The organism is Arthrobacter sp. UYNi723 (assembly GCF_054057635.1).
The window spans coordinates 1-3,934 of sequence record NZ_JBSRZM010000065.1 but is presented as its reverse complement, the minus strand read 5'-3'; the positions used below and the strand labels follow the sequence as shown (position 1 = coordinate 3,934).

Sequence of the window (3,934 nt, the reverse complement as noted above, 5' to 3'; positions counted from 1 at the left end):
GTGCCCCCGAAGAGCGCGTTGGAAAGGTTGAAGCTGACGGCGAAGCCGCTGTAGCGGACCCGGGTGGGGAACATTTCGGCCAGGAAGCTGGGGAGCGTGCCGTCGTTGAGGGTGAGCATTGCGCCCAGGAGGATCTGGACAAGGACGATGACCAGGAAGTTCCCGGTTCCCAGCAGCGCAAATGCAGGGACCGTCAACAGGATGAAGGCGACGGATGCGGCGATCAGGACTTTCTTGCGTCCGTAACGGTCTGAGAGCATTCCCGTCAGGAAGATGAAGCCGATGTAGGTGACCAGCGCGATGGTTGTGGCGAGGAATGCTTCGGTTTGGCCGAGGCCCAGCTCGGAGGACAGGTAGGTAGGCATGTAGCTGAGGATGACGTAGAACCCGACGGCGTTGAGCAGCACGGCTCCGACAGCCCTGAGGAGCTGCCGCCAGTGGTTCCGGAACAGGCTGGATACCGGTGCCTTGATGGTTTCGTCCTCGGCTGCCAGTTCGCGGAACACCGGGGTGTCCTCGAGCTTGGTCCGGATGTAGCGTCCGATCAGGCCCATGGGGGCGGCCAGCAGGAACGGCAGGCGCCAACCCCAGCTGTGCATTGCCTCTGTAGTGAGCAGGACTGTCAGCAGGCCTGCGATCAGGGAACCGAGGAGCAATCCGGCTGCGGTGCTGGCAGGAACCACCGCGGCGTACAGGCCGCGCTTGTTGGCAGGGGCGTACTCCACCAGGAAAGCTGAAGCCCCGGCGTACTCACCAGAGGCGGAGAAACCCTGTGCGACCCTGATGACCAGGAGCAGGATCGGGGCCCAGATGCCGATCGTGGCATAGCCCGGAATGAGAGCTATACAGAAAGTTGCGCCGGACATGATCAAGATCGACAGGGAGAGAGCTGTCCGCCGGCCCACCTTGTCACCGATGTGGCCCCAGACGAACCCGCCGAGCGGGCGTACCAGGAACGAAATCGCAAACAGGGCGAACGTCAGCAGAAGCCCGGTCTGGGGATCTGATTCAGGGAAAAAGACTGTCGCGATCGTGACGGCAAGATAGCCATAAACCGCGTAGTCAAACCACTCAACAAAGTTGCCGATAAAGCTGGCCGCGACGACTTTGCGGCGCGTTTCCTTGCTGACCGCACCGTCAGCAGGTTCAAAATTATGGCCGCTCAACGTGCTGCGACCGGCGCCGGGTCCGTCATGTGCACCATGCGGTTTGGGGCCAGGGCCTCCCGCAGCAGCGGGAGAGGAAGTTTCGTTACTCATGTATCCACCAAATAGGTTTTGGGTTGCAATCAGCGCAACGCTGTTGCACCAGACTAAGCGTGATGAGCAACACAGTCAATGCCTATTTTGCGTCATGGAGCAACGCCCTAACGAAGGCAGTAACTGGTTTCCCGGCCGGCGCACGGCAAGAGAAGACAAGGCAATAGTTGCGTTGGATGAAATCATGTTGCGATAATGGCATGCGTCCAGGCCCTCACTGGGTCAGTGGACGAACGCAGCACAAGAGCGTTCTATTGACACCCTCCGTGACGGCTGACATATTTTCGAGTACGCGCTATGTGCACCGCGTTGTGTAATACGCAATAACTCAGGTTCTAGCAACCAGCGGTTGAGGGCCCCGGAGCTGCGGCGTGAGAACCTTTTGAACCCGACGGGTCGGCTGAATTGCCCGGAGCGCCGTCGCCCAGGAGTCCCTGGACTCAGGAAAGGAACACCAGCTAATGGTTCACAGAGTCAAGGCGGTCATCGCCAAGGAAAAGAATGCCCCGGTTTCGGTGGAGACCATCCTGGTGCCGGACCCCGGTCCGGGCGAGGCGCTGGTGGACATCCTCACCTGCGGGGTCTGCCACACCGACCTGCACTACAAGCAGGGCGGCATCACTGACGATTTCCCGATCCTGCTAGGTCATGAGGCCACCGGGGTGGTCAGCTCCGTCGGACCGGACGTCACCGAGGTGGCTCCCGGCGACCGCGTGATCCTGAACTGGCGCGCTGTCTGCGGTGAGTGCCGGGCGTGTGCCAAGGGCCAGCCGCAGTACTGCTTCAACACGCACAACGCCACGCAGAAGATGACACTTGAGGACGGCACGGAACTCTCTCCCGCGCTGGGCATCGGCGCCTTCGCGGAGAAGACCCTGGTAGCCGCCGGGCAGTGCACCAAGGTGGACGACGACGCCGATGCCGCCGCCGTCGGGCTGCTCGGCTGCGGCGTGATGGCAGGCATCGGCGCCGCCATCAACACCGGTGAAGTCAAGCGCGGCGAATCCGTGGCCGTGATCGGCTGCGGCGGGGTCGGCATCGCCGCGATCGCGGGCGCCAAGCTGGCCGGCGCCACCACCATCATCGCCGTGGACATCGACGCCAACAAGGTGGCCATGGCCAGGTCCCTCGGCGCCACCCACGGCGTGGACTCCAGCAAAGTCGACCCCATCGAGGCCATCCGGGCCCTCACGAACGGCAACGGCGCCGACCTGGTGATTGACGCCGTCGGACGCCCCGAAACGTACAAGCAGGCGTTCTACGCCCGCGACCTCGCCGGCCGGGTGGTCCTGGTGGGCGTCCCGACGCCGGGCACGTTGCTTGAGCTGCCCCTCCTGGACGTTTTCGGCCGCGGCGGGTCCCTGAAGTCGTCCTGGTACGGGGACTGCCTGCCCTCCCGCGACTTCCCGATGCTGGTGGCGCACTACAAGCAGGGCAACCTGAACCTGGACGCCTTCGTCACCGAGCGCATCACCATCGACCAGGTGGAGGAGGCCTTCGCCAAGATGCACGAGGGCAAGGTCCTGCGCTCGGTGGTGGAGCTCTGATGGGCGTCACCACCGAGAACCTGGTCACCTCGGGCACGTTTGCGCTCGACGGCGGCACCTGGGACGTGGACAACAACGTCTGGATCGTGGGGAACGACGATGAGTGCGTGATCATCGACTGCCCGCACGACGCCGCCGCGATCATCAGCCAGGTCCGCGGGCGGAAGGTCATGGCCATCCTGCTGACCCACGCGCACAACGACCATATCGGCGCGGCGTGTGCCGTGGCGGAGGCTGTGGAGGCGCCGGTTTACCTGCATCCTGACGACCTGGTGCTTTGGGAGCAGGTCTTTCCGTATGCCAAGCCGGACCGCTATGTTGCCGACGGCGATGAGTTCCACGTGGGCGGCGCCACCCTGAAGGCCATCCACACGCCCGGCCACTCGCCCGGCTCCACCTGCTTCCTCTTGGAGGGCGAAGGGACGGTCTTCACCGGGGACACGCTGTTCAACGGAGGTCCGGGTGCCACCGGGAGGTCCTACAGCGACTACCCCACCATCCTGACCTCCATCCGGGAACGGCTGCTTACCCTTCCGCCGGAAACCGTGGTCCGCACCGGCCATGGCGACAACACCACCATCGGGGCCGAGCGCGAGACCCTGGCCCAGGTGGCCCAGTGAAGGTTGGACCGGTGAAGTTCGGAAAGCAGCCGGCCCCCGTTGCGGACATCAACGAGGACGAGCTTGACGTCCGCAAGCCGAAGAGGGAAGCGGCCGGTGTCAAGGCCGTGATGGTTGCGCTGGAGCGTGCCGTCGCACAGGCCGGGGTGTCCCGCACGGCGCAGTCCCTGCTGCGGCTGAATCAGCAGGGCGGGTTTGACTGCCCGGGCTGTGCCTGGCCGGAATCTGCCACGAAGCGCAAGGCGGCCGAGTTCTGCGAGAACGGCGCCAAGGCCGTGGCCGAGGAGAACACCCTCCGGACGGTTGGGGCAGAGTTCTGGGCCAGGCATTCCATCGCCGAACTGTCCGGGAAGACGGAATACTGGCTGGGCAACCAGGGCCGCCTGAGCGAGCCGGTGGTGATCCGCGAAGGTGACACGCACTATTCGCCGATTTCCTGGGCCGAAGCGTTCGACCTGATTGGCGAGCACATCCGGGTCTCCACGCCGGACCGGTGCGTCTTCTACAC

At 64.1% G+C, this 3,934-nt stretch carries 3 protein-coding genes and 1 pseudogene; 3 read left to right on the top strand and 1 reads right to left on the bottom strand.

Annotated features, from left to right (window positions below):
* A partial coding sequence (locus ACVWY0_RS22090) for an MFS transporter (RefSeq protein ID WP_485838602.1) occupies nucleotides 1-1,259 on the bottom strand: 1,259 nt, incomplete at its 3' end.
* Between the two features lie 461 nt (nucleotides 1,260-1,720).
* On the opposite strand from ACVWY0_RS22090, the gene ACVWY0_RS22085 reads away from it, so the two are divergent.
* The 3 genes and pseudogenes from ACVWY0_RS22085 to ACVWY0_RS22075 form a co-directional block, all read left to right on the top strand.
* Nucleotides 1,721-2,806: an S-(hydroxymethyl)mycothiol dehydrogenase gene (locus tag ACVWY0_RS22085; RefSeq protein WP_485838601.1), complete on the top strand. Its 1,086-nt coding sequence runs from the start codon at nucleotides 1,721-1,723 to the stop codon at nucleotides 2,804-2,806.
* Nucleotides 2,806-3,426: an MBL fold metallo-hydrolase gene (locus ACVWY0_RS22080; RefSeq protein WP_485838600.1), complete on the top strand. Its 621-nt coding sequence runs from the start codon at nucleotides 2,806-2,808 to the stop codon at nucleotides 3,424-3,426. Before ACVWY0_RS22085 ends, ACVWY0_RS22080 begins: the two co-directional genes overlap by 1 nt.
* A gap of 11 nt (nucleotides 3,427-3,437) precedes the next feature.
* A pseudogene (locus ACVWY0_RS22075) lies at nucleotides 3,438-3,934 on the top strand (hypothetical protein); the annotation flags it as partial.

Coding starts and splice junctions, on each gene's coding strand:
- ACVWY0_RS22080 (WP_485838600.1), top strand. CDS start 2,806: ATGGGCGTCACCACCGAGAACCTGGTCACCTCGGGCACGTTTGCGCTC.
- ACVWY0_RS22085 (WP_485838601.1), top strand. CDS start 1,721: ATGGTTCACAGAGTCAAGGCGGTCATCGCCAAGGAAAAGAATGCCCCG.